Origin of the sequence: Aquabacterium sp., from assembly GCF_004297345.1 — a bacterium.
Taxonomy (GTDB): domain Bacteria; phylum Pseudomonadota; class Gammaproteobacteria; order Burkholderiales; family Burkholderiaceae_C; genus Aquabacterium.
Genome location: NZ_SCTN01000209.1, coordinates 1 through 6259, shown reverse-complemented (window position 1 = coordinate 6259; position 6259 = coordinate 1). Strand labels below are relative to the sequence as shown.

The window sequence follows — 6259 nt, the reverse complement described above, 5'->3', positions numbered from 1 at the left end:
GTCGCGGACCTCCATATCGTTGGGCGCGAGCTGGCCGCCGAACTGAGGGAGATGGGACATGCCGATGTGATGAGCGTGCCCATCGACGAACTGCCGGACGAGCGCCGTCGTCGCGCTGTGCGAGCCGTGCAGCAAGGGCAGGCCATTCTTGAGCCTGGCATCCGCGCCATCATGGCGGACCTGCCCTGTCCCCGCTTCTTTCTGCGCATCGACACCATCGGCTTTGCCGTCCCGATCTGGTCGGGCACGCAGCCCTATCAGGTCATGCCCTTTCAATGGAACTGCGACATCGAGCGCCAGCCCGGCCAGGTTACTCAGCACGCGTTTCTGGCCACGGCACAAGGTGACCCTCGGCGGGCCTTTGCCGCGTCCTTGATCCAGACGCTGGGCAGTACAGGCTGCGTGTTCGCCTACAACGCCGGGTTCGAACGCAATCGCCTGCGCGAACTCGCCGAGGCCTTGCCTGATCTGGCCACGCCTCTGGCTGCCCTTCAGGCACGCATTGTCGACCTCTACCAGCTCGCCCGCGCCCACTACTATCACCCGGGCATGTGTGGCTCGTGGTCCTTCAAGTCGCTTGTCCGATCCATGGCCCCCACCAGTGGTGCAGACCGCTTCAACTGGCAGGACATGCACGAAGCGCAGGAGGCCTTCGCGCTGTCACTGCAAGGGCGGCTGCCAAGCGCCGAACTGAATTCACTTCGCCTGGCACTGCTGGCATATGGCCAACGCCAGACCCTGGCCTTGCGAGAGATGGTGGCGCTTTTCGAGTCGAGCGAAGTCCCTCAAAAAAATGCATGAAGGCAGCAAGACCACTCACCGACCTCAGTCACACCATGCATGTTGTAGTCGTAGTCGAGGCGCAGTTCGACCTCACCGTATAAGAGCTTTTCCACCCACAGCCACGTTACGCAAAGGCCCGCACCTGCGCACGGCACGAAACCTGCACGCCAGACTTTCAGCTCTGCGTGTGTTCGGGCGATGTCGGGTTGGCTTCAAACCCGACAGATGCTGCTTTGCCAGAAAGGCCCTGCCGTGACCAATCGACTTTCTCAAGCTCAGTCGGCCTACCTGCGCGCACACGGCCATCAGCCGGTGGACTGGCATCCATGGGGCAAAGAAGCCTTCGCTCTGGCCAAGACCCTTGACAAGCCCATCCTGCTGTCGATTGGCTACCACGCTTGCCATTGGTGCCATGTCATGGCCCAGGAATCTTTCTCGGATCCTGTCACGGCACAGTTGATAAACGAAGGCTTCGTCAACATCAAGGTCGATCGCGAGGAGCGTCCGGACATCGATCAGCTCTATCAGACCGCACACCGCATCCTGCGTCGTGGCCATGGCGGCTGGCCGCTGACCATCTTTCTGTCGCCTCAGGGCATCCCTTTTTACAGTGGCACTTACTTCTCGCGTGAGGCTCAGATGGAGCAAGCGGCCTTCGCAGACATCCTGGCCTCCGTGAGCACCGTGTGGAACGACAAACGCGATGCCCTGGCACGTCAGGATCAGGCCTTGCTGGAGCGGCTGCAGGCAGAACGCGCCCGCATCCAGGAGGACCTGGTGCTCGACACCCGAGCCGACCAGCAAGCCATGCAGCAATTGACCGTGGCTTTTGACGCCTTGCATGGTGGCTTTGGTGGCGCCCCCAAGTTTCCCCACCCGACGGATCTGGCCTACCTGCTGCGTCAAGGCCAGGCCGGTGACGAGTCTGCACGTCACATGGCGCTCTACAGCCTGCGCAAGATGGCCGAAGGCGGCCTGTTCGACCAGATTGGTGGCGGCTTCTTCCGCTACAGCACCGATACACGCTGGCAGATCCCTCACTACGAGAAGATGTTGTGCGACAACGCCCTGCTGATCGAACTGTATGCACGCGCTTATGCCTGCACGGACGACCGCCTGTTCGCTCAGGTGTTTGACCAGACGGTGAACTGGCTGCATCGCGAGATGCGTCACGAAGCAGGCGGCTTTCTGGCTTCACAACCAGCGGACGACAAACAAGGCCACGAAGGCGGTTTCTACACGTGGGACCGCGAGACGCTTCGTACCACCCTCATCCCCATGGAATGGGACGTCTGCTCTGCGCACTGGGGCCTGATCGACCCGCCCAATGCGGGTGACGGCAAGTGGCATCTGCATGTGGCCCGCGGCCTCGACAAGCTGGCCGGCACGCTGGACAGACCGCTCAAGCTCGTCGAAGACTTCGTTGCCACGGCCAGAGACAAGTTGCTGAGTGCACGCAGCCAGCGCAGCATGGGTGAATCAGACAATCTCGTGCTGACCAGTTGGACAGCCCTCGCTGTCACGGCCTTGGCGCATGCCGGCGCGCTGTGCCAGCAGCATGACTGGATCGAACTGGCGCGCCAGACCCTGGATCATCTGCGCGCAACACGCTGGACCCGCGATGGCCGCTTGCTGAGCCTGCCGCACCAGGACGGCTGTCTCGACGATCATGCCTTCTTGCTCGAAGCCGTGCTGGCGGTGCATGAGGTCGATCCTGGGGCCGACGACATCGGCTTTGCGCACATCCTGGCCGACACCTTGCTCGGTCGATTTGAAGACAGTCAGGACGGTGGCTTCTTCATGACACCGCACGACGCGCCTGATCTCTTCTTCAGACTGAAACCAGGCATAGATACCGCCACGCCATCGGGCAACGGCACGGCCGCCTTGGTTTTGATCAGGCTGAACAAGCTGGCCCCGCAGCAACGCTACCTCATGAGCGCCGCCCGTTGTGTACAGGCCTTTGCCGCCGCTGCCCGGCAGGACCCGGCCAGCCACACGCGACTGCTGGAAGCGGCAGCGGCCCTGCGCTGATGTTCAGAGCTGATCGCCCCAAGGCTCGGAGCCCGACACCAGTTTGCCCTTGATGCCGGCCTTGTCCACGGCGGTCTGATCCTTGTAGAAGGTGGCCTCATGCATCAACACGCCTTTGGCTGTCTTGACGCCCACATAGCGCGCCGCCAGGTCCACATCACAGACGAATCCGCCCCCCGGGTCCGTCGTCTTGCGCAGGTTGCCGCTCCAGTCTACAAAGAATCCTTCCGGGATCGTCGTCATCGTCATGCTCCTCGTGTGAGTTGATGTGCCTCGCCCGACTTCATGCCGGCACCGGCGTGTCCAGCAATGCCTTCAGGTTCAGCGTGATGTTGTTCTTGGTGGCATCGACATAGGGGCAAATGCCCTTGGCGCGCTCCAACAGGTTGTCGGCCGTGTCCTGATCAATCGGGCCAGCCAGGTGCACTGTCAAGGTCAGGGCCATGCGATAGACCTCTTCAAACGTGAGGTACATGGACAAGTCTGCCTCGACATAACAACCACGCAAGGGCGTGTGGCTCTTCTTGGCAATGTGGCGCACGGACTGTTCGAAACAGGCGCCAAAGGCAGCGGCAAACAACTGTTCGGGATTGGGGCCATCCCCCTTGCCGCCCAATGCCACCGGGGCGGCCAACTTCAACTTGAAGGCGCCGTCATCCGACTGCACGACGCCATTGCGCCCGCCTTGCGTGAGCATTTGTGCCTTGTAGACCAGTTCCATCGTGGACTCCTTTCAGTTCTCAGCCGACTTGCAGGGCATGCGTTGTGCCGCCACCTCGGCCGATGCAGCGGCACCGTTGAACCATCGCGCCACAGGCAGGGACGATAGAAAGGCCATCAGCGATGCAGCCGTCCAGGACTCATCCAGCAGGCTGCGGCGCTCCAGGGTGTGCCCGGCGGCCTCCAGCATGGCCCGCTGCCGGACATTGCCACCACAGCCCGGCTTCTCATAGAAGATGATGTGCGTCATGAGACTTCTCCACTCAGGCTGCGGCCTTGGTTGCAACCTTGGTGGCGGCTCGCAGCAGTTGCAGGCATTCCAGGTCCGCCGCCATGTCCAGCGCCGTGAAGTCATCCTGCGTCTGAATCAAGGGGTTGGCGCCCAGTGCCAGCAAGACGCGCACGATGGCTGGCTTGCTGCTGGAGGCCGCGTACATCAAGGACGTGGCACCTGTGGCATTGACATGGTCGATGGGCACGCCCGCCTGCGCCAGCAGGACGACCAGTTCCGGCTGATTGGACACACAACCCAGCCACAAGGCATTGTTGCCGTCACCATTGATGGCGTCGCGACGCGCCCCCGCCGCCAGTAGCGCCTGAACGATGCCGATCTCGCCTCGCCAGGCTGCTTCCATCAGCGGGGTGTTGCCATGCGCGCCCACGGCATCCACGCCCTCAAAGCCATGGGCCAGCAACCAGGACAGCAGCTCATCAGACAGCCCAGCGGCAGACGCCGGGGCAGCCTGATTCAAGGCCTGCCAGGCTTCCCAGCCACCGATCAGGTCTGCCACGTTCTCGAAACCGAAGTCGATGAACATGTCTGCATAGGTCTGACTGGCGTTGCCGTGATAGCAGTAGATGAACACGGCCCTGTCCTGGGCCTCACGCATCAGCAGACGCTCATGATGGCGACCATCCAGACGGAAGGCACCGTTCAGATGGCCTCGGCCATGCGCACCTTCGTCGCGCGCATCCAGGATCAAGGCCCGAGGATGACGGGCCAGCCAGTCAGACACATCAGCGGCCCGCAGGCGCTGGAATCGGTTCGATGCGCTCATGCGGCATCCTCCTGTCGAGATGACGTCAAATGGGCGTAGGGGGGCTCGGTCGTGATGCGGCTGTCCGCCATGGGCACGCCTACGGTGAAGTGATAGAGCACCTGCAGCCGCTCACTGTCGAGTGACAGCAGGTGGTGCACGGCGTCATCGAAATAGCAACCGATGCCCGTGCCGCGATAGCCGTGCGCCTCGGCATTCAGGTACAGGGCCTGGCCCATCAGGCCGGCCTCCTGCAACAACTGGCGATAAGCATCCGCCTGCGCAGCCAGCGGCGCCTCGAACTCGGCTACGAGGCTCATGGCCCAGCAGGCATCGCTGGCAATGGCCTGATGGCAACTGAGCTGACGCAATACGCCAGCCAGGTTCGGGTGCTCGGCCACACGCCACAAGGGCCAGCGCACGCCTTGCTCATCTGTCAGCACGGTCCAGGCCTGATCCCAGTCGGTGGTGGCGATGATCTCCTGGCGCAGCAAGGCCTCGCCCGCGGCACTGCGCGGCAACACGTAGACGCCCGGTGCCACACCTTCCACGCGATGAACGTAGAAGATCGCATGCACACGAGGCACATGCGGCCAGGCATCCCAAGGCACCTGGTTCACGGGCACCAGCGACTGCACCAAGCCTTCAAAGCTGCGCCGGTTCATCTGCGCGTGTCGATCAAAGTGCTGCGCACTGCGTCGCCCTCTGATGATGCTGACCGCAGGCTCCTCGGCGCGTGGGGCAGCCTGCGAAGTGCCGACCTCAGCCTGTCGGGCCATACCATGGGTTGCGGGTTCCATGCCATCAGCGGGTGGCTGTGGCCGTGTGGTGCGCGACACTTCATCGATCACCGGCCAGGCGTACATCGGCCGGGGATCCAGGCGGCTGGCCTGCCCGAACCATGCCAACGGCTTCAAGCTGTCTGCCGCCCAGCTCGCATCGACCACATCTCCAACGGCCATGAGCATGTCCGGCTCTTCGCGCTCGGCGCGCCCGAAGTCCGCCTCACGGTCCAGCCCCATGCTCGCGGCCAGCGCTGCATGTGACAAGGCGGGCACGCGCAGTGCCTGCCAACCCAACAAGGCAGCCGCATAGCGCAAGGCACCCAGCGCATGCCCGGCATCGAGCTGGCAATAGCGGAACGCCCGCTCGCCGTACTTCCAGGCCTCCCGCCACTGGATGGCGCTCAAGCCGATCCACAGCCCAGGGCTGGGGCGCCCGCCCTCAGTAACAGGCGCATAGTGCGCCCTGCAGGCCAGGGCATGCTCAAGGGGCTCGTAGTGGTATAGCCCATCAGGCAGCCCTTCCACACCGCGAGCCAGCACATAGACTTCCGTCGGGTGCAAGTTGCCACTGGAGGGATTGGCACGCAAGGCCCAGCGATCCGGGCCAAACTGTTTCCAGGCTGTGAGGGCAAAGCTCAGCTCCAGCAAGCAAGCCACGGTGCGCAGGCTGAGCGCGTGGAGCGCCACATCCCGTTGAGCCTGCATCTGCCCCCAGGTCGTCTTCAGCTCATCGGCCACCAGGGGCAAGGGTATCGTCGGCGCGCCAGCCCAGGTTCGAAAGGGCTGCGGTTGCGCATCCCAGTCCAAGGTATCCGGGCCTGCCGCGAAGCGTTGCAACTGGTGCTTGGTACGTCGGTGATAGTCGGCTGCGCTGATGTCGATGTGTGCCATGTCCATCAC

7 protein-coding genes are annotated in these 6259 nt (G+C 63.1%); 2 read left to right on the top strand and 5 right to left on the bottom strand.

What is annotated here, in order from left to right; all coding sequences use genetic code 11:
- Both EPO09_RS07505 and EPO09_RS07500 read left to right on the top strand, forming a co-directional pair.
- The coding region (locus EPO09_RS07505) for a DUF2779 domain-containing protein (RefSeq protein WP_290641753.1) at nucleotides 1-801 on the top strand (801 nt) is incomplete at its 5' end.
- A gap of 234 nt (nucleotides 802-1035) precedes the next feature.
- A complete protein-coding gene (locus EPO09_RS07500) occupies nucleotides 1036-2817 on the top strand; it encodes a thioredoxin domain-containing protein (protein WP_290641751.1) in 1782 nt (593 codons plus the stop codon).
- A gap of 3 nt (nucleotides 2818-2820) precedes the next feature.
- On the opposite strand, the gene EPO09_RS07495 is transcribed toward EPO09_RS07500, so the two are convergent.
- The 5 genes from EPO09_RS07495 to EPO09_RS07475 form a co-directional block, all read right to left on the bottom strand.
- Nucleotides 2821-3060 (bottom strand): hypothetical protein, encoded by a 240-nt coding sequence (locus tag EPO09_RS07495; protein ID WP_290641749.1) that lies wholly within the window; start codon nucleotides 3058-3060, stop codon nucleotides 2821-2823.
- Between the two features lie 40 nt (nucleotides 3061-3100).
- On the bottom strand, nucleotides 3101-3538 hold the full coding sequence (locus tag EPO09_RS07490; protein ID WP_290641747.1) for an Ohr family peroxiredoxin: 438 nt from the start codon (nucleotides 3536-3538) through the stop codon (nucleotides 3101-3103).
- A gap of 12 nt (nucleotides 3539-3550) precedes the next feature.
- Nucleotides 3551-3787, bottom strand: a complete 237-nt coding sequence (locus EPO09_RS07485) for a hypothetical protein (protein ID WP_367200051.1) — start codon at nucleotides 3785-3787, stop codon at nucleotides 3551-3553.
- A 13-nt stretch (nucleotides 3788-3800) separates the two neighbouring features.
- A complete protein-coding gene (locus EPO09_RS07480; protein ID WP_290641745.1) occupies nucleotides 3801-4595 on the bottom strand; it encodes an ankyrin repeat domain-containing protein in 795 nt (264 codons plus the stop codon).
- Nucleotides 4592-6259: nitroreductase family protein (locus tag EPO09_RS07475; RefSeq protein ID WP_367200050.1), on the bottom strand; the 1668-nt coding region annotated here is incomplete at its 5' end. The genes EPO09_RS07480 and EPO09_RS07475, both read right to left, overlap by 4 nt.

Coding starts and splice junctions, on each gene's coding strand:
- EPO09_RS07495 (WP_290641749.1), bottom strand. CDS start 3,060: ATGACGACGATCCCGGAAGGATTCTTTGTAGACTGGAGCGGCAACCTG.
- EPO09_RS07490 (WP_290641747.1), bottom strand. CDS start 3,538: ATGGAACTGGTCTACAAGGCACAAATGCTCACGCAAGGCGGGCGCAAT.
- EPO09_RS07485 (WP_367200051.1), bottom strand. CDS start 3,787: ATGACGCACATCATCTTCTATGAGAAGCCGGGCTGTGGTGGCAATGTC.
- EPO09_RS07480 (WP_290641745.1), bottom strand. CDS start 4,595: ATGAGCGCATCGAACCGATTCCAGCGCCTGCGGGCCGCTGATGTGTCT.